This is a genomic window from Methylobacterium sp. CM6246 (assembly GCF_054818005.1).
This window is the reverse complement of record NZ_JBTXKY010000001.1, coordinates 480,970-502,544: the sequence shown is the minus strand read 5'-3', so window position 1 is coordinate 502,544 and position 21,575 is coordinate 480,970. Positions and strand designations below refer to the sequence as shown.

Below are 21,575 nucleotides of genomic sequence, written 5' to 3'. Positions count from 1 at the left end.
AATCCGTGCGCGCGAGATCGGTCCCCGGTGCAAGCGCGGCCGGATCTTGACTCGGCCGCCACAATATCCGCCATCTCCGACCGCACGGGAGCTCGGCATGAGCATTTTCCAGGACGCCATCCTTCGGTTCGGCCGCACGATCATGTCGTATGCGGGCGATGCCGTCTTCCTCCAGGCGGCGGTGTCGGCCGCGGCCAACGTCATCGTGGCCGACGGCGACGTCGCCGAGGAGGAGATCGAGTCGGCGATCGCCGGCATCCGCGCCAACCCGATCCTCGAGAAGTCCTACGACACGCTGCGGGTCGAGCAGGAGCTCTACGAGGCCATCGCCCGAGCCAAGACCCGGGCCGGCCGCCAGGAGAACCTGCGCCTGATGGGCGCCATTGCGGAACGGCCGATCGACCAGCGCCAGGACGTCTTCCTGATCGGCGCCGACGTGGCCGATTTCGGCGGCATCAGCGAAGTCGAGCACAAGGCGCTCGACGAGATCGGCGCGGCGCTCCACGTGGACAAGTCGGCGCTGCTGCGCTGAGGCGGACGCCAAACCTTCCCTCCCGCGAAGGGGGGAAGGCCGTGCCGGTTCGGCCGCCCATCCGTCGATGCCGAAGAGTCATCGCCGTCCGGAGCGACCCGCCCTGCGGCGTCGCGGCCTGCCTCTTGCCTGCCCGGACATGTTAGCGAAACCGAACGGGTATTTGGTACGCCAACACGCGACGTGAACAGGCCGGCCCTGCGCCGGCCGGCGGAGACCGCATGGGACTCGTCCTCTACGCGCTCAAGTTCCGGATCACGACCTACGTGCTCGCCGTGCTGATGATGCTCGGCGGCGTCGGCGCGCTGATCGTCACGCCCAAGGACGTGCTGCCGGTCGTCGACATCCCGGTCGTCGTCGTGGTCTGGACCTATACCGGCCTGTCCACGCCGGAGATGGAACAGCGCATCACGACCTATGCCGAGTACGGCATCTCCAACAACGTCAACAACATCCGCCGGATGGAGTCGACCACGCTGCAGGGCACGGCGGTGCAGCGGATCTACTTCGATCCCGCGGTCAGCATCGACCTGGCCATCGCCCAGGTCGTGTCCTCCACCAACTCGATCCGGGCCGCGATGCCGGCCGGCACCCAGCCGCCGATCATCGTGCGCTACTCGGCCTCCTCGGTGCCGGTGATCCAGCTGGCGCTGACCTCCGCCAAGGACAGCCTCAACCAGGTCTACGACTACGCCCAGTACCGGATCCGGCAGACCCTGGCGCAGGTGCCGGGCTCGACCCTGCCGGCGCCGTTCGGCGGGGCGCCCCGGCAGATCATGGTCGATCTCGACCTCAACGCCCTCCAGGCGCTCGGCCTGACGCCGCTCGACGTCACCAACGCCATGACGGCCCAGAACCTGACGGTGCCGTCCGGCCTCGCCAAGATCGGCGAGCAGCAATACCCGATCCAGCTCAACGCCACGCCGCCCTCGATCGAGACCCTCAACCTCGCGCCGATCAAGGTGGTGGCCGGCCAGCCGGTGCTGATGCGCGACGTCGCCTATGTCCGCGACGGCGGGCCGCCGCAGATCAACGTGGTCCGGGCCGATGGCGGCCAGGCCGTGCTGATGCAGGTGATCAAGAACGGCACCGCCTCGACGCTGAACGTCGTCAACAACGTCAAGGCGGCGATGCCGACGATCCGGGCCGCCGCTCCCGAGGGGCTGACGATCAAGCCGCTGTTCGACCAGTCGGTGTTCGTCTCGAACGCCATCGAGGGCGTGCTGCACGAGGCCGCCATCGCGGCGGCGCTCACGGGGCTGGCGATCCTGCTGTTCCTGGGCTCCTGGCGCTCGACCCTGATCGTGCTGATCTCGATCCCGCTCTGCGTGATGACCTCGCTGGCCGTGCTGGCCGCACTCGGCGAGACCATCAACGTGATGACCCTGGGCGGCCTCGCGCTCGCGGTCGGCATCCTGGTGGACGACGCCACGGTGGCGATCGAGAACACCTACCGGCTGTTCGAGGAGGGCGAGGAGTTCCGCGAGAGCGTGGTCCACGGCGCCGCCGGCATCGCCAAGCCGGCGCTGATCTCGACGCTGTCGATCTGCGCAGCGTTCACGGCGGTGTTCGCGCTTGCCGACACGCCGAAATACCTGTTCACCCCGCAGGCACTCGCGGTCGTGTTCGCGATGCTGACCTCCTACCTGCTGTCGCGCACCCTGGTGCCGCTGCTGATCGACGTGATCGTGGCGCCGGAATACGCCCAGAAGCACGCCAAAGACCGGAACGCGGCCGATCCGCCCCGCCGGGGCCGGATCGCCCGGGCGTTCGGCCTCGTCTCGGGACCCGTGTTCCGCCTCGCCGGGCGCGCCCACGGGGCGTTCGAGCGCGGCTTCAGCCGGTTCCACCGGGGCTATATCGGGCTGCTGCACGCGGTGCTGGCCCGCCGGATCGCCACGTTGGCCGTGGTTGGGCTCGTGTTCGGGACGACCGGCGTGCTGTTCGTCTTCGTCGGGCAGGATTACTTCCCGCAGATCGAGGCGAGCCAGATGACCCTGCACCTGCGCACCCGCACGGGTATGCGCATCGAGACCACCCAGCAGGTCTTCGCGGAGGTTGAGGACACGGTCCGGGAGGTGATCCCGCCGGGCGAGATCGAGCAGATCCTCGACAACATCGGCCTGCCCTCGACCAACTACAACTTCGCTTTCTCGGACGGCTCGTTCGTCTCCTACAACGATGGCCAGATGCTGATCAGCCTGAAGGAGGGCCACGGCTCGGTCGCCGGCTACATGAAGCGCCTGCGCGCGGTGCTGATGCAGCGTTTCCCCGACCTGATCGCCTATTTCCAGCCCGCCGACATGATCACCCAGATCCTGAACTTCGGCGTCATCACGCCGATCGACGTGCAGGTCTCCGGCCGGAACAAGGAGAAGGACCTGGAGGTCGCCCAGCGCATCGTCCAGCGGCTCAAGCACACCAAGGGCCTGGTCGACGTCCACCTGCAGCAGATCGTCAACGAGCCGCAATTCTACGTGGACGTCGACCGGCGCCTCGCCTCCGAACTCGGGCTCACCGAGCAGCAGGTGGCGCAGAACATGAACATCTCGCTGTCGGGCAGCTACCAGGTGACGCCGAACTTCTGGCCCGATCCCAAGACCGGCATCCCCTACCAGCTCTGGGTGCAGACGCCGGAATACCGCAACGCGTCGCTGGCCGACCTGCGCAACACGCCGATGTTCGTGCGCGCGGCCGCGACCGCGGGCACCGGCCCCGGCGTGCTGACCCTGCTGTCGAGCCTCGCCGAGCTGCGCCGGGTGCCGACCCAGACGGTGATCAACCACGTCAACATCCAGCCGACCTTCGACGTCTTCGCCTCGGTCCAGGACCGCGACCTCGGCTCGGTCGCCCGCGAGATCGACGCGATCGTCCAGGACGAGCAGAAGAACCTTCAGGCGCCCGACAAGATCGCGGTGCGCGGCCAGATCGAGAACATGCGCAGCGCGTTCTTCCGCCTGGAGATCGGGCTCGGGATCGCGCTGATCGCCGTCTACCTGCTGATGGCGGTGAACTACCAGAGCTGGGGCGACCCGTTCGTGGTGATCGCAGCCCTGCCGATGGCGTTCTGCGGCATCACCTTCGCGCTGTTCATCACCGGCACGACCTTCTCGATCCCGTCGATCTTCGGGGCGATCATGTCGGTGGGCATCGCCTCGGCGAACTCGATCCTGCTCGTCACCTTCGCCAAGGAGCACCGGGAAGCCACCGGCTGCAGCGCCCTCGAGGCGGCGATCACGGCCGGCGAGACCCGGCTCAGGCCCGTGCTGATGACCGCCTCGGCGATGTTCTTCGGCCTCATCCCGATGGCGCTTGGCACCGGCGAGGGCGGCGAGCAGAACGCCGCGCTCGCCCGCGCCGTGATGGGCGGCATCGCCTTCGCCACCCCGGCGACCCTGCTGCTGGTGCCGTTCCTCTACGTGCTGCTGCGCAGCGGGCCCGCGCAGCCGGTTCAGGATTATCTGGGGGCGGAGGGCGCGCAGGCGGCCTGAGGGATCTTGTTATCCGCCGCCGCCTCGGGCGCGTCTCGGCCCTGCGATCCCGAGCCCGCGATTTATACCCGCGATTCCAGGCCTTCCCGCAGCGTGCCTCACCCGCGTCGGCCGGGAAACTCCTTGGCGAGCCTGCGCCGCAGCTGCTCCATGAGGGCGCGCAGCTGTGGCGAACCGGTCCTTGCGATGAGGGCGTTCAGCGCGGCGATCGTCTCGTCGAGCTTCTTGAGGTCTTCGTCGGCCATGTCCGGGCTCGGGAGGAATCGCGCCCGAACACCTACGTAAGAACGGCCCGTTCCGTTTCCCCCGAATGGGGGACGGACGCATGCGACTTTCGTCCCGGGTCACCCGGTCCGGCGCGCACCGGATCCGGGCGCCGCCCCTCACCCGGCCGGCGGGACGGCCACGAAGGTGACCACCACGCCCGCGATCGCGCCCGTCTGGACCCGGTAGGGCACGATCCGCACGAGGTGGTGCTGGCTCGGCGTCTCGCCGGAGGGCTCGATCCGGCGCTCGATGTCCTGCCCGGCGGACAGCACGCTCCGCAGGTCCTCGGCGAGGTCCGGATAGGCCGGTCGCAGGGCGAAGTCGGTGAGCGGCCGGCCGCGGTCGCCCTCCTGGATCGGGACGAACTGCGCCACCGCCGGCGTGAACGTCCGGATGACGAGGTTGCGGTCGAGGAACACGGTGGCCAGGCCGCTGGCGTTGAACAGGTTGCGCAGGTCGCCGTTCGCCCGGTCGAGGTCGTCGATCTTGCCGCTCAGCTCGCTGTTGACCGTCTGCAGCTCCTCGTTGAGCGACTGCAGCTCCTCCTTGGACGCTTCGAGCTCCTCGTTGGTCGATTGCAGCTCCTCGTTCACCGAGATCAGCTCCTCGTTGGACGATTTCAGCTCCTCCAGCGCGGTCTCGTATTCCTCGATCATGGTCTGCAGCCGCTCGCGGGTGTCGCGCAGCTCGCGCTCCAGTTGCAGCACGTCCGTATCCGGTCGCAGCTGCGTGTCGCGCGCCTCGTCCGCCGCCCGGCTGAGGGATGGGCCCTGGTCGTGGAACAGCACGAGCAGCAGCGGCTCGGCGCCGTCGCCCTGCATCAGCGGCTCCACCGTGACGGAGGCCAGCTGCACGCGCCCCTCCTCGCCCTCGATCGCGAGGTTGTCGCGCCGGGCCGGCCGGCGCGTCTCGATCGCCTCGCGCAGGGCCGAGCGCAGATCCAGGCGCAGCCCCCGCCGCGCCAGCGTCAGAAGCTGACGGCTCGGCAGCCCGACCGGGGCCTCCAGGTACTTGCCGGTCCGCGGCGAGTAGTGGACGATGTCGCCGTCCCGGTCGACCACCACGTGCGGCGACGCGAAGCGCTCGATGACGTGGCTCTCGACCAGCTGGCGCAGGGGCGGCCCGGCCTGGTGCATCGGCGAGGCCGACCGGAGGCCGCGGTTGAACGCGGCGGTGCGGCCGAACGGGGCCGGCTGCGTGCCGGTGACGGTCAGCGGCAGCCGCGCGGCGTACCCGTCGGTCTCCCGGGCCTGGAAGATGCGGTGCTTCCGTTCGACCGTCGTGAACAGGTCGGTGAACTGGCTGATGTTCTCCGCCGTGCCCAGGAACAGGTAGCCGCGCGGGCGCAGGGCGTAGTGGAAGATCGGGATGACCTGCGCCTGCACGGCCTGGCCGAAATAGATCAGCAGGTTGCGGCACGAGACGAGGTCGATCCGGGAAAATGGCGGGTCGCGGATCACGCTGTGGGGCGAGAACACGCACAGTTCGCGCACCTCCTTGGTGATCACGTAGGAGCCGCCGTCGCTCGTGAAGAAGCGCTTGCGCCGCTCGGGGGAGACGGTGTCGAGCAGCGCCTCCGGGTAGCGGCCGGCTCGGGCCACGCCCAGGGCCAGGTCGTCGATGTCGGTGGCGAAGATCTGCACCCGGGGCACGGAGCGCATCCCATCCATGAGCTCGCGCATCAGCATGGCGAGGGAATAGACCTCCTCGCCGGTGGCGCAGCCGGGCACCCAGGCCCGGATGGTATCGCCAGCTCCGCGGCCCTCGAACAGGCGCGGCAGCACCTGGGCCTTGAGCACCTCGAACGCGCTGGAATCGCGGAAGAAGTTGGTGACGTTGATCAGCAGGTCGCGGAACAGGGCCGTGACCTCGTCGCCGTCCTGGCGCAGGCGCTCGACATAGTCCTCGACCCGCGCGAGGCGGGCGATCTGCATGCGCCGCTGCACCCTCCGGATGAAGGTCCGGGGCTTGTAGCCGGAGAAGTCGTGGCCGATCTGCTCGCGCAGCAGCCCGTAGATCTCCGCGGTCGCCGCCTTGGCGGCCGCCCCCTGCAGATCCTCGATCACGCCGAAGCTGCGGGCATACTCGAGGAGCTTGGCCGCGATCTCGTCGGCCGGGAGCGCGAAGTCGATCAGGCCGGTGGCGATGGCGCTGGCCGGCATGTCGGGGTGGCGCGGGGCGGTGCCGTCGGCGACCTGGGCGAAGGTCAGGCCGCCACGCTCCTTGATCGCCTTGATACCGAGCGTGCCGTCGGTGCCCCCGCCCGACAGGATGATGCCGATCGCGTACTCGCCGCACGCCTTGGCGAGGTCGCTGAAGAACAGGTCGATCGGGTTGCGCTCGCGCCGGACCGGATCCTGCTCGCGGATCGTCAGGCATCCATCCTGGAGCCCGAGGATGGCGCGGGCGGGCAGCACGTAGATATGCCCGGGCTCGACCCGCATCCCATGTGCCGCCACCATCACCGGCATCGGCGTCAGGCGGGCCAGCACCTCGTGCAGCAGGCTCTCGCGGTCCGCACTGATATGGGTGACGACGACGTAGGCGAGGCCGCCGTCGAGACCGAGGCCGGCGAACAGCGTGTCGAGGGCCTCGATGCCCCCCGCGGAGGCGCCGATGCCGACGATGGGGAAGGGCGCTGCGTCGTCAGCCATCGGCAGGATCCACGGGACCGGGGAGTGGAGCCCGTCGGCGCTGCGGACGGCGTCGGCATGGTCCGGGGCGGCGGGAACGGGGTCTCACGGAGAAATGTCGTGGCCCGCGTCCGTCACCGGGTCAAGCCGCGCCCATGATGTCCCGCCTCACGATGTCCCGCGCGCGCGGGCCAGGATCTCGCGGGACCGCTGCGTGGTCGCCCGCGCCGCGCCGATCGCGTCCGCGATTTCCTGCGACAGCCGGCGCGCCCGGGTGGTCTGCTTCGGCCTGATCTGCCGCTGCGGGTCGCGCAGCCGCTCGGCGAAGGGGATCTCCATCAGGATCTCGCCGGCCTCGTTCGTGATTACGAACGCATACGGCATCGGGCTCAAGCCCTCGCGGATGAGGTCGATCGCCATGTCGGGAATCGACGCGCAGGCTTCGAGATAGGCGGTCTCGATATTCGGCATCGTCAGCCCGTCTTCGTCCGGGTCGAGGCCGGTGGGCGTACGCAAATGAAAGTAGAACAGGGGCACGGGCGCCTCACGAATGCGGCCGCGCCGTTCGGGTGGACCATCGCGTTCATAACGCCGGACGATACAATCCGGTCTCACATGCGTTAAGAGCGATTTGAACTGCGTCCATTGGCGCGGGTTGACCTGTGATGCGGAGGCTGCCGATGCTCAACCCTCTCATCGCAAAGCTCGAGCAGTTCACGCACCTGTCGGACATCGACCGGGCGGGGCTGCAGAACCTGGTCGCCGAACCGTTACGCTGCTACCGGCCGGGCACCGACATCGTGTCCGAGGGTGACGACCCGAAGGTCGTGCGCCTCGTCCTGGCCGGCTGGGCCTACCGCTACAAGCAGTTGCCGGACGGGCGCCGCCAGGTGGTGGCGCTGTTCCTGCCCGGCGACCTGTGCGACCACACCGTCTTCGTGCTGTCCGAGATGGATCATTCCATCGGCGCGCTCAGTGCCGTGACCCTGGTCGAGATCCAGCCCGCGACCTTCGAGACGTTGATGGCCGAGCATCCGCGCGTGACGCGGGCGCTGTGGTGGGAAGGGCTGGTGAGCGCCGCGGTACAGCGCGAGTGGATGCTGAACCTCGGCCGCCGCAGCGCCGGCGAGCGGCTGGCCCACGTGTTCTGCGAGGTGTTCTACCGCCTGCGCGGCATCGGGCTGACCCAGGGCACCACCTGCGACATGCCCCTGACGCAGACCGACCTCGCCGACCTGATCGGCATGACGCCGGTGCACGTCAACCGCGTGTTGCAGATGCTGCGCCGGCAGAGGCTGGTCGAGCTGAAGAGCCGTCGCCTGACCATCCCGGACCTGCCGACCCTGGAGAAGGCCGCGCTGTTCAACCCGAACTACCTGCACCTCGACCATGTCGGCGCCCGCTTCGACGCCGTGGGAGAGCACCCGGCCGCCGTCGCACGGTACGGGGCCTGACCGGCGGGCGGTCTCCGTGCTTGGCGGCCGGTGCGCGCGCTCCGTTGCCTGAGAGCGCTCGCCGCCGACGTGGAGACCGGTTCGGCGGCGAGCGCGCTGGATCACGGACCGAGAGCCGTTCCCGATCGCACCGTGATCGGGAACGGCTCCGGGATGTGGCGATCTTCGGGAGGGGCGCCGCTCAGCCCTCCTTGAACCCGTATTCCGGCGTGTCGTCGTCGTTGCCGTAATACTTGTACGGCAGGAACTTGCCCGACATCGTCAGCTTCACCCGGTCGCCCTTGTTGTTGGCCTCCCGGGCCATCTCCATGTTGAAGTCGATCGCCGACATGATGCCGTCGCCGAACTCCTCCTGGATCAGCTCCTTGAAGGTCGTGCCGTAGACCATCACCAGCTCGTAGAAGCGGTAGATCAGCGGGTCGGTGGGCGGCATCGCCGGGATCGAGCCCCGGTAGGGCGCTTCGTTGAGCATCCGCTCCTCGGCGACCGTCAGGCCGAACAGCTCGGCCGCCCGCTTGGCCTGGGCCTTGGGCAGCTTCATCTGGCCCATGCAGGCCGCCGTGATCAGGAACGGCGAGAGGCCGCCGATCGCCTCGTGGATATGGGCCCAGCTCCAGCCCTTCTCGCGTTTGATGTCGAGGAGCTTCTCGGTCAGGTCGGCGCGCTTCATGTCGGCTCCGTGTTCATGCGTTTGGCTGGTCCGGGTGAGGCCGCCGGTGAAGTGCGGCCTCACCCCACCCCAAGCGGGGTGCGTACCCAACCCGGAACCGATGAGGGGGGATTCGGTCGGGGTCGGACGCGGGACGCGGTCCGCGGCTTCGGCTGGGCCTGAACGCTGCGGAACCCGCGCAATAGCAAGACATGCGCCAGCCAATTCTTCGCGGATACCGCACAGCGCGGCGCGCCGGATCGCCGGGACGCGACGCGTCGGGCAAGCGTGGTTTCGATGCACCGGCCAGGCCGGAAGCGCGCCACGGGAGCCGGAAACGCTTGCATCCGCGGCCTGTTTTCGGACCATGCGCCCTTGGGTCTCGGAGGCGGGCTTTGGACGGGGACGATCGGGACGGACAGACGGCGGGCGCATCGGCGCCGCCGGCCCCCTGGGAATTCGTGCTGCCGGAGGAGACGGCCACGGAGGATCTCGGCCTGTTCCTGTCCGAGCTGTTGTGCCCTGGCGACGTCGTGGCGCTCTCGGGCGGCCTGGGCGGCGGCAAGACCACCCTGGCCCGGGCGGTGATCCGCGAGCTCGCCGGCGACCCGCGCCTGGAGGTGCCGAGCCCGACCTTCACGCTGATCCAGCCCTACGCCGCCCGCGACGGCCGGGCGATCGTCCACGCCGACCTCTACCGCCTGCGTGACCCCGACGAGCTGGTGGAGCTCGGCTTCGACGAGATGGCCGAGGACGCCATCACGCTGGTCGAGTGGCCCGACCGGATGCCCCCCCGCGACGGGCCGGTGCTCACCGTCGACCTGTCGCTCCGGGCCGAGTTCGGGCCCGAGGCCCGCCTGGCCCGGATCGACGGCAGCGGCGGCATGCGCGCCCGGCTCGACCGGGCCCGGGCGGTGCGCCGGCTCCTCGACCGCAGCGGCTGGGACCTGGCCGAGCGCACCCTGATGCAGGGCGACGCCTCGTCCCGCGCCTACGAGCGCCTGACCAAGCCCGACGGCACCAGCGCCGTGCTGATGATCGCCCCGCCCCGTCCCGACGGCCCCGCGGTGCGCGACGGAAAACCCTACAGCGCGATCGTGCACCTGGCCGAGAGCGTCCACGCCTTCGTGGCCCTCGACCGGGGCTTGCGGGCCCTGGGCTTCTCGGCGCCCAAGATCTACGGCGAGGACCTGGCCGAGGGCCTGCTGATCCTCGAGGATCTCGGCAGCGAGCCGGTGGTCGAGGCCGGGGCGCCGCGGCCCGAGCGCTACGCCGAGGCGGTGCGCCTGCTCGCCAAGCTCCACGCCACGCCGCTGCCGGCGGTGCTGCCGGTGGCGGACGGCATCGAGCACGTCCTGCCGTCCTACGACGAGGCGGCCCTGCTGTTCGAGGCGGAGCTGATGCCCGAATGGTACGTCCCGGCGATCCGGAACGCCGCGCTCTCGGAGGACGCCCGGGCCGAGTTCGTGGCCCTGTGGCGCGCGGCCCTGCAGAACGCGCGACCCGACCGCGCCACCTGGACCCTGCGCGACTACCACTCGCCGAACCTGATCTGGCTGCCCGAGCGCGATGGGCTGGAGCGGGTCGGGCTGATCGACTTCCAGGACGCCGTGATGGGCCATCCGGCCTACGACGTCGCCTCGCTGCTGCAGGATGCCCGGGTCGACACCAGCGCCGAGTTCGAGCTGCGGCTTCTGGGTCTCTACGCCCGCGAGCGCCGGGGCCGCGACCCGGCCTTCGATGTCGGGGCCTTCGCCACGGCGTACGCGCTGCTGGCCGCCCAGCGCGCCACCAAGATCCTCGGGATCTTCGCCCGGCTCGACCGGCGCGACGGCAAGCCCGGCTACCTCGCCCACCTGCCGCGGATCGAGGGCTATCTCACCCGCAACCTCGCCCACCCGGCGCTCGCCGAGCTGCGGGCCTGGCACGCGGCGCACCTGCCAGGCCTGGTCCCATCCGAGGAGGAGGCCTGAGCCCGCAGGGCTCCGCCCCGCACCCGCAAAAGGTCCAAGACCTTTTGAAGCCATGCCTTTTGAAACCATGACTTGCAACGCCTGATCCGGATCCCCGCATGAGCGAGCCCGCCCCCGCCGTCACCCGTGCGTTCGTGCTGGCCGCGGGCCTGGGCAAGCGCATGCGGCCGGTCACCGCCACGGTCCCGAAACCCCTGGTGGCGGTGGCCGGCAAGGCGCTCCTCGACCACGCCCTCGACCGCGCCGCCGAGGCCGGGATCGAGACCGCGATCGTCAACGTCCACTACCTGCCCGACCTGATCGAGGGGCACCTCGCCCGGCGCACCCAAGGGCCCGCCATCCAGGTCTCGGACGAGCGCGCCGCGCTGCTGGAGACCGGCGGCGGGATCCGCAAGGCGCTGCCGCTGCTGGGCGCCGCGCCGTTCGTGGTGCTGAACTCGGATTCGTTCTGGCTCGAGGGTCCGGCGCCCAACCTCCGCCGCCTGATCGACGCCTGGGACCCGCAGCGCATGGATGCCCTGCTGCTGGTCGCCCCCACCGCCACCAGCCTGGGCTACGACGGCGCCGGGGATTTCGTCATGGACGCGGACGACCGCCTGGAGCGCCGCGGCGCGCGCGCGGTCGCCCCGTTCATCTACGCGGGCGTGGCGATCCTGCAGCCCGGTCTCTTCGCCGACACCCCCGAGGGCGCCTTCTCGCTCAACCTGCTGTTCGACCGCGCGATCGCGGCAGGACGCCTGTCCGGCATGCGCCTCGACGGCCAGTGGCTCCATGTCGGCACCCCGGACGCGATCCGCGCCGCCGAGGAGCGCGTCCGGGCGAGCGCCAGCGTCCCGTAGCGCCGGCCGTTCCGCATTCGGCAGATCGGTCGCGTTGAACGGTGTCGCCAAACGGTCTTGCCAAACGGTCTTGCCAAGCCCGATCCGAGCCTCTAGAAGCCCCTTCACGCCGGCGGGCCAAGCCCCCGCCGCCGTGACAGGCGCCCGTAGCTCAGCTGGATAGAGCACCAGACTACGAATCTGGGGGTCAGAGGTTCGAATCCTTTCGGGCGCGCCATTCCTACGAAGTACAGGACGGATGCAGGGCCTAGCCCTTTCCCGTCGCAGACAACCAACCACCCTCAGGATCTGGCGTAGTGCCTGACAGGGAACGTCAGCGCGATCCCGTGTCCGTGCGATCCTCAGACGCCCAGCCGCGCCGGAGCGGCCGGGCCTATCTGTCGGTCAAGCGACCTGTTGTGCGGGTGACGCCAGACCCAGCTCGGCGCGGAACACGGCTTCCATCTCGCGCCGGATGCGGATGGCCTGATGGCTCGCATCGTAGGCCACGTCGCTCCAGCGGACCGGATGGCCGGCCGGGATGTCGTTGGTCAGGACGAGGTTGTGCGCCAGACCGATCGGCAGGGCGTCCTCCCGTAGGGAATCGGCCGTCGGCATCAGCGTGCCGTAGACCGTGAAGCCGCCCTCGCCGTCGAGGCGCTCGCCGGCCTTCAGGGCGCGCTTGGCGATGGCCGCCACGTCCCCGCGCCAGGCCCCGGTGGCGCCGGTGGCTTCGCCGCGCACCGCGATGGACGCCACCGAGATCCCGAGTTCCAGGCCGATCAGGTGGTAGGGCTTGTAGGTGGCGGCGTAGCGGCCGCTGGCGTCGGTCTTCAGCCCGTATTGCGCGAAGCATTCCTGCACGTAGCGGCTCGGCGCCTCGAACACCGCGAAGACGCCCCGGCGCAGGTCGCGGAACACCGGGCGCCCATCGCGCTCCAGCGACGACACCACCTCGACGGTGCCGCGCTCGGTCAGGATCCCGCCATCGGCCACCGGACGCAGGAGCGTGGGCAGGTCGTCGACCCCGCAGGCCGGGAAGGCCAGGCCGTCGCGCGGCGGGGTCAGCCCGCAGGCATTGGCCACCGCGGCCATCTCCAGGGCCGACTTGGTCCCGTCCAGGAAGGCGTTGAACATCTGCGCGTTGAAATCGCCGCCGGCGACCTGCTCGGCGCTGAAGCCGTAATGCCCCCAGACCGTGTCGGGGGTGGAGGCGTGGTAGGCCGGCAGGTACTTCGTGCCCTTGCCGGCGCAGACCACCTCCAGGCCGATCGTGCGCGCCCAGTCGACCAGCTCGGCGATGAGCGCCGGCTGGTCCCCCGAGGCCATGGAGTAGATCACACCGGCCTCCGCGGCGCGGCGGGCCAGGAGCGGGCCGGCGAGCACGTCGGCCTCGACGTTGACCATCACGATGTGCTTGCGGTGTTCGCAGGCCTTAAGGGCGTGGCGGATGCCGGCGGCCGGGCTGCCGGTGGCGTCGATCACGATGTCCAGGAACGGGCTGGCGATCAGGGCGTCGGCGTCGTCGCCGACGCAGGTCGCCCCGGTCCGCGCGGCCTCCTCCAGGGTCGGGGCCGCGAAGCGGGCCTCGTCCCAGCCCACCCGGTGCAGGGCCTGGCGCGCCCTGTCCGGCGACAGGTCGGCCACGGCGATCAGGTGGATGCCGGGCGTCCGGGGCGCCTGGGACAGGTACATCGAGCCGAACTTGCCGGCGCCGATCAGGCCGACGCGGACGGGGCGACCCTCGTCGGCGCGACGCTGCAGCTTGGCGAACAGGGACATGGCGCTCTCCCGGCGTTTCGCGGTCGGTCGGACCTCTCCGCCCGTGCCCGCCGCGTTTGTGGCGTCTTGCCGGTTCGGCATTATCATGCGCTTCCGCACCTGCCCATGCGGTGCACCTGCCCATGCGGCGACCCTGGCCCATGCGGCGACGAAGGGACGTTGCCGCCAGGTGGCACAGCCTAGCCGGCGACGCGGCTCTCCTGCTCCCGCTCGAGGAGCCATCGGCGGAACGCCCGGATCTTCTCCAGATCCCGGTCCCGGGCACGGGTGCAGATGAAGTGGAGGTCCCGGTACAGGCTCTTCAGGCGGCCTTCGCCGAGCCGTACCAGCTGCGCGGCGCCGAGTTCGGCCTGGGCGAACCGCAGGCTCTCCAGCGCCACCCCGAGCCCCTGGACCGCGGCGGAGATCACCAGGGCGCCGCGATCGAACGCCGCCCCGGGCGCCGAGGCCGGCGCCGGCAGGCCGTTGAGGGCGAACCAGTCCGGCCAGCGCACCGGGCTGAACGACGAGTCCAGCCGGGGGATGCGCGCGGCCGTGGCGGCCTCGACCGGACCGAGCGCCCGGGCGAGATCCGGCGTGCACAGGGCCGCGATCTCTTCCCGGCCGAGCGCCTCGACCGTCAATCCCGGGCCGGTCGGGGGGCTGCCATAGGCGATCAGGATGTCGATCTCTTCGTGTCGGGCGAGATCGACCGGCTCGGCGCCGCTGGAGAGGCGGATGCCGATGCCGGGATGCGCCGCCACGAAGGAGGGCAGCCGGGGCCCGAGCCACTTCGCCGCGAAGCTCGGCGTGCAATGCACCGCCAGCGACGAGGGCGACGGCGGGCTCAGCTCGGCGCAGAGCGCCTCGATGGAGTCGAAGGCCCGCGCGAGGCCGGCACACAGGCGCTCGCCGTCGGCGGTCAGGATGGCCCGGCGGTTGGCGCGCCGGAACAGGGCGCGTCCGAGAATGCGCTCCAGTGCGCGGACCTGATGGCTCACCGCCGAGGGCGTCAGGTGCAGTTCCTCGCTCGCCCGGGCGAAGCTGCCGAGACGCGCGGCCGCCTCGAAGGCCCGCAGCGCCGGAAAGCTCGGGATCTGCCGCATGCTGCAATCCGTGAAATGGATTCACGGAAATCGTGAAAAATCGTCGTTTGTCAACGACGGATGGTGGCACGATAGTGCCGATCGGGCTGCGAAGACGGCCGGGACGACAGCCAGACGCGCCGGGGCGGCCGGGGATACCCCGCCGTTCGGCATGGCCCCGGGCCGGACGCGGACGGTCCGCATTCCCGCTTCACCCGACGAGAGGACACGCCATGCTCGACGACCACGCCCACGACAGCGATGTCGCCATCGACCTGCCCCCCGACAGCGCCGGCCGCAAGCGGACCTCGATCTACCAGCCCGAGCAGGCAGGCCTGATCTTCCCGGAGATCCCCCGGTTCGCCAACCACGCCGAGGCACGGGAATACCGCAAGCAGCACCTCGTGGCGGCCTGCCGGGCCTTCGCGATGCACGGGTTCGATTACGGCTTCGCCGGGCACCTCACGATCCGCGATCCCGAGCGCCCGGACTTGTACTGGACCAACCCGATGTGCGTGCACTTCTCGCAGGTGCGGATGTCGAACCTGATCCTGGCCGACCACAAGGGCGACGTGGTCGAAGGACGCTACGCGATCAACCGCGCCGGCTTCGTGCTCCACGCCGCCGTGCACGACGAGCACCCCGACGTGATGGCGATGTGCCACGCGCACACGACCTACGGCACCGCCTGGTGCGCCACGGGCCGGCCGCTGGACATGATCAGCCAGGATGCGGCTGCCTTCTACGACAGCCACGCGGTGATCGGCGCCTCGGCCGGGGCGGTCGCGGTCGAGAAGGCGAGCGGCCTCTCGGTGGCCCAGCAGATCGGCCGCAACCGTGGGGTGCTGCACCAGAACCACGGCCTGCTCACCTGCAGCCGCCACAGCATCGACGACGCGGCGTTCTGGTTCATCGCCCTGGAGCGGGTCTGCAAGCAGCAACTCCTGATCGAGGCGACCGGGATCAAGCCACAGCTCCTGTCGGAGAAGACCGCCCGCTACAGCCGCGAGCATGTCGGCAGCGACTATATCGGCTGGCTGCACTTCCAGACCCTCTACAGCCACATCGCCGCGACGCAGCCCGACATGTTCGCGTGAGGTCGCGCCGGTACGAAGCCGGCCGCGAACGGGTCGCGGCTTTCCGAAAGGGCCGTCCGCAGGGCCGGCCCCTCCGCCGGCGACGCAAGATTTGCCTGTCGACAACCCATAGGGGCCGCAACCTTTCGGGTTCGGGAGCGGTCGTCTCCGCGGCGCGGTTCGACCGGGAGGCCGGCATGATGGGATTGGGCGTGTTCTGCGTGGCGGCCGGCACGGGCTTGGTCGCCGCGTCCCTGTGGGCGCCGCGATACCGGGCCTTGCTCGAAAGGATGGGCGGCTGCCTGTTCCTGGCCGGGCTGGGCTTTGCCGGGGCGGACCTGGCGCTGGCATCCTGATCCAGGGCGACGAAATGGACCGATGCATGGGGTCTTCAGAGCATGGGCTTTTCAGGGCATGGGGTTGCCAAGCTTGGCCATATAGGCCAGCTTGTACGTAAGTAATGCGTCCCGATTGGAACTGCCCAGGAGTGCCAATGCTGGTCAATCACGAGCGCCGCCTGCTCAATAAGGCCGCCGGTTCCGGCAACTCTCGGATCTCCATTGAGCGAAAGCCGAACGCATCCTGGCCCGGCGATCACAGCCGGCTCACGGCCCTCGAGAGTGTCGGCCACCTGGAGCGGATCGCGGTCGGCGACGGGCTCGCGACCTGGCAGATCACCGCGAGCGGGTTGACGCAGCTTCAGGCGTTCGTCGGCGGAGACGCGTGATGGCGTCGATCAAGATCCGCGCGACCGACGACGGCACCTTCGTGGTCTACCGCAACGGCGCGGCGGTCGCCTCCGGGTTAACCCGCCTCCAGGCCGAGCGCTGCGCGTCGGTCCTCGGCTGGATCGCACCGCATTCCTGAGCGGGCGCGGCGGTAAGGAACCGTTAACCCTGTCGCTCTACGCCCATTGCACCAGCCGATTGCTGGCCTTCCACGCCCATCCGATTTCGCCCCTCAACACGGATGGGCGTGGAAGCCGAATTCCGGTCAGAGCGCGCGCGCGTAGCCCGGGCGCAGGTCGATGGCCTGTGCGGTCGCCTGCGAAAGGCGCACCTCGGTCAGCGTGACCTCGGCCCCATCCTTCACGGCCTCCCGCACGATCTTGACCCCGCTGTCGGGATCGTCCGCGATCACGGCGTAGAACACCGTCAGCAGGCAGTCCGGGGTGTCCTCGTCCCGGCGGGCGACCTTCACGATGAAGGCGGTTTGGTTCGGCTCGATCATGGCAGGCGTTCAGATCCGTCCTGGGCCGCACGTCAGGCGACCGTCGCCGGGGGCGATATCGCGCCTCGGCGAGAGAAGAGGTACCCCGATCGGGGCCTGCCGCCCAGCCCGCATGGGGCAGTGCCGGCGGTCGCCGGACCGTCAGGCCGCGGTCAGACGCTTGGTGTTCGAGGCGACGTGCTCGCGGTAGCGTGCGATGACCGTCTCGGGCGAGCCGCCGAGCATGAGCGTCGTCATGGCCTCGCCTGCGGCCTCCACCTTCTCGGTCACCATGGAGTGTGCCTCGGCCATCCCCTCGCTGCCGCCCCAGGCGAGGCGGACGAGGCGCAGTTCGACCACGCGCTGGGCTTCGATCGCCAGCATCATCCACGAGAAGAAAGGATTGTACACGGCTCACTCCGAACCGCGACCGATGCGGCGGGGACTAAACTCGGCTGTCACCTTGAACGATCCACCGGCGGGACGCGGGTCCGACCCGCGTTACGGGCCGGGCCGCACCGCACCATGTTGGATCCGCGTTCAGATCACCCCCGCGCCAGCCGTTCGCGGATGAGGGTGTGGAGCGCGCGCAGGTCGTTGCCGAACTGCCGGATGCCCTCGGCGAGCTTTTCCGTGGCCATGGCGCTCTCGTTCATCTCCCAGCGGAACGAGAATTCGTCCGTCGCCGGCACCTCGGGCGGCTCGCCGTAGGATTCGGGCGACAGGGCGCGGGGGAGATCGCCCTCCGTCGCGGCCAGCTCCTCCAGCAGCTTCGGCGAAATGGTCAGCCGGTCGCAGCCCGCGAGCGCCTGGATCTGGCCGATGGTGCGGAACGAGGCACCCATCACGACGGTCTTGATCCCGCGCGCCTTGTAGGCGGCGTAGATCGCCCGCACCGACTGGACGCCCGGATCCTCCGCGGCCGTGAAGGTCTTCGCCTCGGCCTTGGCGTACCAATCGGTGATCCGCCCGACGAAGGGCGAGATCAGGAACACGCCGGCATCCGCGCAGGCCATGGCCTGGACCAGCGAGAACAGCAGGGTCAGGTTGCAGTCGACGCCCTCGCGCTGGAGCACGCGGGCCGCCTGGATCCCCTCCCAGGTCGAGGCGATCTTGATCAGCACCCGGTCGCGCGAGACGCCGCGCTCGTCGTAGGCGCGGATGATCGCCCGGGCCTTCTCCAGCGTCCGCTCGGTGTTGAACGAGAGGTTGGCGTCGACCTCGGTGGAGACGCGCCCCGGCACCAGCTTGGTCAACGCGACGCCCACCGATACGGCGAGCCGGTCGGCCACCGCTTGGACGACATCCTCGGTCTCGCCGCCCTGCGCCTTGCCCCAGGCCACCGCCTCGTCGACGATCGGGGCGAGGCCCTCCATGCCGGCGGCCTTCAGCAACAGCGACGGGTTGGTGGTGCAATCGATCGGCTTGAGCGTCTCGATGGCGCCGATGTCGCCGGTATCGGCGACCACCACGGTCATGGTGCGGAGTTGATCGAGCAGCGATGTCATCGTTCACCTCGTCGTTTGGCACAGCCGACGGTCGCGGACCGGGGCTCGCGGCCAAAGGCCCCGGCGCGCATCGTCCAGCGGGGTTCGCGTCGCCGCCGCCGGTGCGATACCGCTCCCGTCCCGGCGCGCTTCTTACCACACCGGACCGGGATCAGCCGACCGCCCGCCAGTCGCGCAGTGACAGGGACCACGCCTGTGCCTCGTGGTAGGCCACGGCCATGCGGCCGTGGCTGACGATCTTGGCCAGCATGACCGTGTCGCCCAACGCCGTGATCCGGATCACCGTCGGGCCGTAGCCGGCGTCGCCGATCAGGCAGGTCCCGACGCCCCAACCCTGCTCGCGGCAGATCTCCGCCGCGCACCGGTGGTCGTGCCGGGTCACGGATTGGCGCTGCGGGTCGCCGGCTGGGGATAGGACGGGTTGCCGCCCGGAACCGCGCTGCTGTTGGACGGCGAGGCCGTGCCGCCCGTGCCGTTCTCGCTGCCGGTGATCTGCTTGCGCGAGGCGTCCTGGCTCTTGCTGGCGTAATCGGGCGGGGAACTGGCGCCCTGCCAGGTCATCAGCCCGGCGAGCGCCGCGGCCATGAGCGCCACGCTGACGATCAAGACATACAGCGCAGGTTTGCCGCGCTTGCCCTGCCGGCCGTCCTGACCGGAGAGTTGTTCTGCCATTTCTGAACCTCGTTGACCCGCCGATGCGGCCGGCGGTTAGCAACAGGCCGCCCGCCGGATGGGTCCGCCCCTGTGGCTTTATGCACCGCCCGGGGTGGTCCGGCCTGTTCGGGCCCGGCGGTGACGTCCGGCAGCGGAGGGCCGCGGCACCCCCCATCGGGGGATCGGGCCGGCCTCGGAGCCGATCCGATGCATCGGACTGCAGCACGCCGGACATTGGCCCTGGTCGATAACAACTGCGTCAGTGATGCAGGCATACCAGTGAAAACAACGCAGGTGAGGGAACCTGCTTGTGCGCAACCCGTTTGTGCCCCGCTGCCGATAGGGCAGGGAGACCATGCGGGAGCGGAACGGATCGCGCAACAGGCATCGCCGGTCAACCGATCGTGCTGACGCGCCATTTCGTAGTGCCGGCTCGACCGGACACCGCAAAAATCAGAGGGAATACTTTCGCAGGAGCAGTATATTTATACCATTGATTGCGCCATTACGAAGCGCATCTGGTGGTTGGTCCCGGGTCATCTCGAACGCAGCAGGGCGCCCATGGCCAACCGAGCGAAGATACTGTCCCCCGACCATCTCAAGGCCTCGGTCAAGGAGGCCATCGGCAAGCTCACCGGCGATACCCAGGTCGAGGCAGAGGGCCGCCGGCAGAAGCGTGCGGCCCGGCCTCCGAAACAGGCCGAGCCGGGCACCGACTGACACAGGTTTCCAACCGGCGCTCCTCGCGGGCGCCATCCCCCGAAACACACCAACCCATCACCGGAGAACGACATGGTCGACATCGACAGGATCACGGGCGCCGCCAAGGATCTCGGCGGCAAGGTGCAGAGCGCGGTCGGCGACCTCACCGGCTCGAAGAGCGACTCGGTCGAAGGCCGGTTCCGCGAAGCGAGCGGGCAGGCCGAGAACCTCTACGGCCAGGCCAAGGACACGGTGCGACAGGCTGCCGGCCAAGCCTCCACCTACGTCGACGACGCCGCCGACTACGCCGAGGACGCCTACGAGCGCGGCGGCCACTACCTGCGCCGGGGAACCCGCGAGGTGAGCCATCAGGTCGCCGAGTACCCGCTCGCCTCCCTGCTGGTCGCCGGCCTGGTCGGCTTCGGCCTCGGCCTCCTCGTCAGCGCCAGCCGCGACTGAACCGCAGATCTCACTTCAACGACGACCGACGACCCGGAGTAGCAGCGTGACCACGATCCAGACCACCGTTCCACCCCTCGCCAGCCAGGCACAGGCCGATACCCGCGCCGTCCTGCTCAACCAGGTCTCCTGGGGCGCGATCTTCGCCGGCGCCACCACGGCCCTGGTCACCCAGGTGATCCTCAACCTGGTCGGCGCCGGCGTGGGGCTCTCGTCCTTCGGCCCCGTGGCCGCCGACAACCCGGCCGCCTCGACCGCCTCGATCGGCGCGGGCGTCTGGTTCGTCGCCTCGGGCATCGTCGCCTCGCTGATCGGCGGCGCCATCGCCGGGCGCCTGTCCGGCAGGCCGCTCGCGGGGACGGCGGGCCTGCACGGCCTGGTGTCCTGGGCGGTGACCACCCTGGTGGTGCTGTACCTGCTGACCTCGGCGGTCGGCGGCATCGTCGGCGGCGCGTTCAGCGGCGTGACCAGCACCCTGGGCGGGGCCGGCTCGCTCGTCGGCGGCACCGTGCAGACGGCCGCTCAGGCCGCCGCGCCGTCGCTGTCCAAGATCACGAACCCGCTCGACGGGATCGAGAGCACGGTCCGCCAGCAGGCCGCCGGCCAGGACCCGCAGGCCGCCCGTGACGCCGCCGTCGCCGCCGTGAAGGCGCTGTTCACCGGCGATCCGAGCCAGAAGGCCCAGGCCGAGGCCCGCGCGGCCGACGCCCTGGCCAAGGCCCAGAACATCCCGGTCGACCAGGCCAAGCAGCAGATCCAGGATTACGAGAAGCAGTACGACCAGGCGGTCGCCACCGCCAAGCAGAAGGCCGAGGCGGCGGCCGTGGCGGCCAAGTCCGCCGCCACGCAGGGCGCCTTCTACGCCGCCCTGGCGCTGATCCTCGGCGCGCTGGCCGCCTTCTTCGGCGGTCGCCTCGGCGCCCCGAAGGCCGAGACCCTGGTCGGCGCCTACGACGCCCGCCGCGCCTGATCCCCCTCGGTCCCCGCCCTCCCGGCGGGGACCTCGCCCGACCGGCACGAGCCGGCCACCCGCAGCACCCCGCAAGGAGACCTTCGATGAGCAGCACCACCGACAAGATCAAGGGCCTGGCCAACGAGGCCGTCGGCAACGTCAAGCAGGCCGCCGGCAACGTCACCGGCAACGACAAGCTCGTGGCCGAGGGCAAGGCCCAGGAGCTCAAGGGCGAAGCGCAGAAGACCGTCGGCGACGCCAAGGACGGCGCCAAGAACCTCGCCGACAAGATCACCGGCAAGCATTGAGCCCGAGCGGCGGGGCCGGCCAGCCCGGTCCCGCCCCGATCAAC

Annotated in this window: 24 protein-coding genes and 1 tRNA gene; 14 read left to right on the top strand and 11 right to left on the bottom strand. The window is 70.0% G+C overall.

What is annotated here, in order from left to right; genetic code table 11:
- Positions 1–97 precede the first annotated feature (97 nt).
- Together ACYQPG_RS02585 and ACYQPG_RS02580 are read left to right on the top strand one after the other, a co-directional pair.
- Positions 98–532 carry a tellurite resistance TerB family protein gene (locus ACYQPG_RS02585; RefSeq protein WP_147910171.1) on the top strand — a complete coding sequence of 145 codons (435 nt, stop codon included), beginning with the start codon at positions 98–100 and terminating at the stop codon, positions 530–532.
- Between the two features lie 221 nt (positions 533–753).
- Positions 754–4,023: an efflux RND transporter permease subunit gene (locus ACYQPG_RS02580; RefSeq protein WP_147940342.1), complete on the top strand. Its 3,270-nt coding sequence runs from the start codon at positions 754–756 to the stop codon at positions 4,021–4,023.
- Positions 4,024–4,121: 98 nt separating this feature from the next.
- Here the strand turns inward: ACYQPG_RS02580 and ACYQPG_RS02575 are convergent, their stop codons facing one another.
- From ACYQPG_RS02575 to ACYQPG_RS02565, 3 genes are all read right to left on the bottom strand, one after another.
- On the bottom strand, positions 4,122–4,268 hold the full coding sequence (locus ACYQPG_RS02575; protein WP_187278503.1) for a hypothetical protein: 147 nt from the start codon (positions 4,266–4,268) through the stop codon (positions 4,122–4,124).
- Positions 4,269–4,406: 138 nt separating this feature from the next.
- Positions 4,407–6,944, bottom strand: a complete 2,538-nt coding sequence (locus ACYQPG_RS02570) for a CheR family methyltransferase (protein ID WP_461230193.1) — start codon at positions 6,942–6,944, stop codon at positions 4,407–4,409.
- A gap of 147 nt (positions 6,945–7,091) precedes the next feature.
- Positions 7,092–7,460, bottom strand: a complete 369-nt coding sequence (locus ACYQPG_RS02565; protein ID WP_147910168.1) for a DUF6894 family protein — start codon at positions 7,458–7,460, stop codon at positions 7,092–7,094.
- A 143-nt stretch (positions 7,461–7,603) separates the two neighbouring features.
- Here ACYQPG_RS02565 and ACYQPG_RS02560 point away from each other — a divergent pair, with 143 nt between their 5' ends.
- Complete coding sequence (locus tag ACYQPG_RS02560) at positions 7,604–8,377, top strand: Crp/Fnr family transcriptional regulator (RefSeq protein ID WP_147910167.1); 774 nt, start codon at positions 7,604–7,606, stop codon at positions 8,375–8,377.
- Positions 8,378–8,558: 181 nt separating this feature from the next.
- On the opposite strand, the gene cynS is transcribed toward ACYQPG_RS02560, so the two are convergent.
- Positions 8,559–9,047: a cyanase gene (gene cynS, locus ACYQPG_RS02555; RefSeq protein ID WP_147856983.1), complete on the bottom strand. Its 489-nt coding sequence runs from the start codon at positions 9,045–9,047 to the stop codon at positions 8,559–8,561.
- 374 nt (positions 9,048–9,421) lie between these two features.
- On the opposite strand from cynS, the gene tsaE reads away from it, so the two are divergent.
- From tsaE to ACYQPG_RS02540, 3 genes are all read left to right on the top strand, one after another.
- On the top strand, positions 9,422–10,999 hold the full coding sequence (gene tsaE / locus ACYQPG_RS02550; protein WP_147910166.1) for a tRNA (adenosine(37)-N6)-threonylcarbamoyltransferase complex ATPase subunit type 1 TsaE: 1,578 nt from the start codon (positions 9,422–9,424) through the stop codon (positions 10,997–10,999).
- A 98-nt stretch (positions 11,000–11,097) separates the two neighbouring features.
- Complete coding sequence (locus tag ACYQPG_RS02545) at positions 11,098–11,838, top strand: nucleotidyltransferase family protein (RefSeq protein ID WP_461230192.1); 741 nt, start codon at positions 11,098–11,100, stop codon at positions 11,836–11,838.
- A gap of 140 nt (positions 11,839–11,978) precedes the next feature.
- Positions 11,979–12,055, top strand: a tRNA-Arg gene (locus tag ACYQPG_RS02540).
- 167 nt (positions 12,056–12,222) lie between these two features.
- Here ACYQPG_RS02540 and ACYQPG_RS02535 read toward each other — a convergent pair.
- Positions 12,223–13,599, bottom strand: coding sequence for an NAD(P)H-dependent oxidoreductase (locus tag ACYQPG_RS02535; protein WP_461230191.1), 1,377 nt, complete (start codon positions 13,597–13,599; stop codon positions 12,223–12,225).
- 179 nt (positions 13,600–13,778) lie between these two features.
- Positions 13,779–14,684, bottom strand: a complete 906-nt coding sequence (locus ACYQPG_RS02530; protein ID WP_461230190.1) for a LysR substrate-binding domain-containing protein — start codon at positions 14,682–14,684, stop codon at positions 13,779–13,781.
- A 212-nt stretch (positions 14,685–14,896) separates the two neighbouring features.
- On the opposite strand from ACYQPG_RS02530, the gene ACYQPG_RS02525 reads away from it, so the two are divergent.
- The 4 genes from ACYQPG_RS02525 to ACYQPG_RS02510 all read left to right on the top strand — a co-directional run bounded on the left by ACYQPG_RS02525 (position 14,897) and on the right by ACYQPG_RS02510 (position 16,606).
- A complete protein-coding gene (locus ACYQPG_RS02525) occupies positions 14,897–15,760 on the top strand; it encodes a class II aldolase/adducin family protein (protein ID WP_461230189.1) in 864 nt (287 codons plus the stop codon).
- A 176-nt stretch (positions 15,761–15,936) separates the two neighbouring features.
- On the top strand, positions 15,937–16,095 hold the full coding sequence (locus tag ACYQPG_RS02520; protein WP_187193455.1) for a hypothetical protein: 159 nt from the start codon (positions 15,937–15,939) through the stop codon (positions 16,093–16,095).
- A gap of 137 nt (positions 16,096–16,232) precedes the next feature.
- Positions 16,233–16,466 (top strand): hypothetical protein, encoded by a 234-nt coding sequence (locus ACYQPG_RS02515; protein ID WP_147940968.1) that lies wholly within the window; start codon positions 16,233–16,235, stop codon positions 16,464–16,466.
- Positions 16,466–16,606, top strand: coding sequence for a hypothetical protein (locus tag ACYQPG_RS02510; RefSeq protein ID WP_187193454.1), 141 nt, complete (start codon positions 16,466–16,468; stop codon positions 16,604–16,606). Before ACYQPG_RS02515 ends, ACYQPG_RS02510 begins: the two co-directional genes overlap by 1 nt.
- Positions 16,607–16,732: 126 nt before the next feature.
- Here the strand turns inward: ACYQPG_RS02510 and ACYQPG_RS02505 are convergent, their stop codons facing one another.
- The 5 genes from ACYQPG_RS02505 to ACYQPG_RS02485 form a co-directional block, all read right to left on the bottom strand.
- On the bottom strand, positions 16,733–16,969 hold the full coding sequence (locus ACYQPG_RS02505) for a hypothetical protein (protein WP_147856405.1): 237 nt from the start codon (positions 16,967–16,969) through the stop codon (positions 16,733–16,735).
- A 141-nt stretch (positions 16,970–17,110) separates the two neighbouring features.
- A complete protein-coding gene (locus tag ACYQPG_RS02500; protein ID WP_147910248.1) occupies positions 17,111–17,359 on the bottom strand; it encodes a hypothetical protein in 249 nt (82 codons plus the stop codon).
- Between the two features lie 134 nt (positions 17,360–17,493).
- Positions 17,494–18,456 carry a transaldolase gene (gene tal, locus ACYQPG_RS02495; RefSeq protein WP_461230188.1) on the bottom strand — a complete coding sequence of 321 codons (963 nt, stop codon included), beginning with the start codon at positions 18,454–18,456 and terminating at the stop codon, positions 17,494–17,496.
- Positions 18,457–18,607: 151 nt separating this feature from the next.
- Positions 18,608–18,838 (bottom strand): DUF7241 domain-containing protein, encoded by a 231-nt coding sequence (locus ACYQPG_RS02490; protein WP_147940970.1) that lies wholly within the window; start codon positions 18,836–18,838, stop codon positions 18,608–18,610.
- Positions 18,835–19,128 (bottom strand): hypothetical protein, encoded by a 294-nt coding sequence (locus ACYQPG_RS02485; protein WP_147910251.1) that lies wholly within the window; start codon positions 19,126–19,128, stop codon positions 18,835–18,837. Before ACYQPG_RS02485 ends, ACYQPG_RS02490 begins: the two co-directional genes overlap by 4 nt.
- 543 nt (positions 19,129–19,671) lie before the next feature.
- On the opposite strand from ACYQPG_RS02485, the gene ACYQPG_RS02480 reads away from it, so the two are divergent.
- From ACYQPG_RS02480 to ACYQPG_RS02465, 4 genes are all read left to right on the top strand, one after another.
- Positions 19,672–19,830, top strand: a complete 159-nt coding sequence (locus ACYQPG_RS02480) for a CsbD family protein (protein WP_461230187.1) — start codon at positions 19,672–19,674, stop codon at positions 19,828–19,830.
- A gap of 72 nt (positions 19,831–19,902) precedes the next feature.
- Positions 19,903–20,271, top strand: coding sequence for a CsbD family protein (locus ACYQPG_RS02475; protein ID WP_461230186.1), 369 nt, complete (start codon positions 19,903–19,905; stop codon positions 20,269–20,271).
- A gap of 46 nt (positions 20,272–20,317) precedes the next feature.
- Positions 20,318–21,241: a PhnA-like protein gene (locus tag ACYQPG_RS02470; RefSeq protein ID WP_461230185.1), complete on the top strand. Its 924-nt coding sequence runs from the start codon at positions 20,318–20,320 to the stop codon at positions 21,239–21,241.
- Between the two features lie 86 nt (positions 21,242–21,327).
- The gene (locus ACYQPG_RS02465; RefSeq protein ID WP_147957821.1) at positions 21,328–21,531 is read left to right on the top strand and encodes a CsbD family protein; all 204 of its coding nucleotides are present in this window, start codon (positions 21,328–21,330) and stop codon (positions 21,529–21,531) included.
- The last annotated feature ends 44 nt before the right edge of the window (positions 21,532–21,575 follow it).

Bases quoted from the DNA above. Each gene is read 5' to 3' on its own strand.
- ACYQPG_RS02545 (WP_461230192.1), top strand. From the start codon at position 11,098: ATGAGCGAGCCCGCCCCCGCCGTCACCCGTGCGTTCGTGCTGGCCGCG.
- ACYQPG_RS02585 (WP_147910171.1), top strand. From the start codon at position 98: ATGAGCATTTTCCAGGACGCCATCCTTCGGTTCGGCCGCACGATCATG.
- ACYQPG_RS02580 (WP_147940342.1), top strand. From the start codon at position 754: ATGGGACTCGTCCTCTACGCGCTCAAGTTCCGGATCACGACCTACGTG.
- ACYQPG_RS02505 (WP_147856405.1), bottom strand. From the start codon at position 16,969: ATGATCGAGCCGAACCAAACCGCCTTCATCGTGAAGGTCGCCCGCCGG.
- ACYQPG_RS02520 (WP_187193455.1), top strand. From the start codon at position 15,937: ATGATGGGATTGGGCGTGTTCTGCGTGGCGGCCGGCACGGGCTTGGTC.
- tal (WP_461230188.1), bottom strand. From the start codon at position 18,456: ATGACATCGCTGCTCGATCAACTCCGCACCATGACCGTGGTGGTCGCC.
- ACYQPG_RS02570 (WP_461230193.1), bottom strand. From the start codon at position 6,944: ATGGCTGACGACGCAGCGCCCTTCCCCATCGTCGGCATCGGCGCCTCC.
- ACYQPG_RS02480 (WP_461230187.1), top strand. From the start codon at position 19,672: ATGGCCAACCGAGCGAAGATACTGTCCCCCGACCATCTCAAGGCCTCG.
- ACYQPG_RS02575 (WP_187278503.1), bottom strand. From the start codon at position 4,268: ATGGCCGACGAAGACCTCAAGAAGCTCGACGAGACGATCGCCGCGCTG.
- ACYQPG_RS02560 (WP_147910167.1), top strand. From the start codon at position 7,604: ATGCTCAACCCTCTCATCGCAAAGCTCGAGCAGTTCACGCACCTGTCG.
- ACYQPG_RS02485 (WP_147910251.1), bottom strand. From the start codon at position 19,128: ATGGCAGAACAACTCTCCGGTCAGGACGGCCGGCAGGGCAAGCGCGGC.
- ACYQPG_RS02510 (WP_187193454.1), top strand. From the start codon at position 16,466: ATGGCGTCGATCAAGATCCGCGCGACCGACGACGGCACCTTCGTGGTC.
- ACYQPG_RS02530 (WP_461230190.1), bottom strand. From the start codon at position 14,684: ATGCGGCAGATCCCGAGCTTTCCGGCGCTGCGGGCCTTCGAGGCGGCC.
- ACYQPG_RS02525 (WP_461230189.1), top strand. From the start codon at position 14,897: ATGCTCGACGACCACGCCCACGACAGCGATGTCGCCATCGACCTGCCC.
- ACYQPG_RS02475 (WP_461230186.1), top strand. From the start codon at position 19,903: ATGGTCGACATCGACAGGATCACGGGCGCCGCCAAGGATCTCGGCGGC.
- ACYQPG_RS02515 (WP_147940968.1), top strand. From the start codon at position 16,233: ATGCTGGTCAATCACGAGCGCCGCCTGCTCAATAAGGCCGCCGGTTCC.
- ACYQPG_RS02465 (WP_147957821.1), top strand. From the start codon at position 21,328: ATGAGCAGCACCACCGACAAGATCAAGGGCCTGGCCAACGAGGCCGTC.
- ACYQPG_RS02535 (WP_461230191.1), bottom strand. From the start codon at position 13,599: ATGTCCCTGTTCGCCAAGCTGCAGCGTCGCGCCGACGAGGGTCGCCCC.
- cynS (WP_147856983.1), bottom strand. From the start codon at position 9,047: ATGAAGCGCGCCGACCTGACCGAGAAGCTCCTCGACATCAAACGCGAG.